Annotated in this window: 1 pseudogene; it reads left to right on the forward strand. The window is 77.9% G+C overall.

What is annotated here, in order from left to right:
* Window positions 1-530: pseudogene (locus ACI6QG_RS19635) on the forward strand (tape measure protein); the annotation flags it as partial.

Genomic DNA, 530 nt, shown 5'->3' on the forward strand with positions numbered 1-530 from the left:
TCGGCCCAGATCGGCCGGCTGGAGAGCGAGGGCGACGGCCGCGACAGCCTGCGCGCGCCGGTCCGCCGCGGCAGCATCCGCCCTGGCCTGGTTGGCGTTGCCGAGCAGCAGGCCGGCGTCGACAGCCGCGCGCGGCTGGAGGAGCTGCGCCGGGACTACTTCGCCACGCTGGCCGAGATCGACACCGCCGAGCGGGAGTCGCTGAACCGCCGCCTGGAGGAGGGAGAGCGCGCCGGCCAGGCCGCCGCCAACGCGCGCCGCCGCCGCGCCACGCAGGACGTCCAGGAGCTCACCCGCGACCTCGACGACCGCTTCCGGATCAACCGGGAGTACGAGGAGCGGGTCCGCCGCCTGCGCGAGGCCGAGGCCGCGGGTGGCGTCACCGCCGCCGAGCGCACCCGCCTCGAGACCCTGGCGCTGCAGGAGCGCGACGAGGCGCTGCGCCGGCTGGAACCCCGTGTCGCCGCCGTGCGCCGCGCCAGCACCGAGGGCGCGCGGGAGGCGCGCGACGCCGAGCGGCAGCTGAACGA

Origin of the sequence: Sabulicella flocculans (assembly GCF_045449635.1) — a bacterium.
In the GTDB taxonomy this organism is placed as follows: Bacteria; Pseudomonadota; Alphaproteobacteria; order Acetobacterales; family Acetobacteraceae; genus Roseococcus.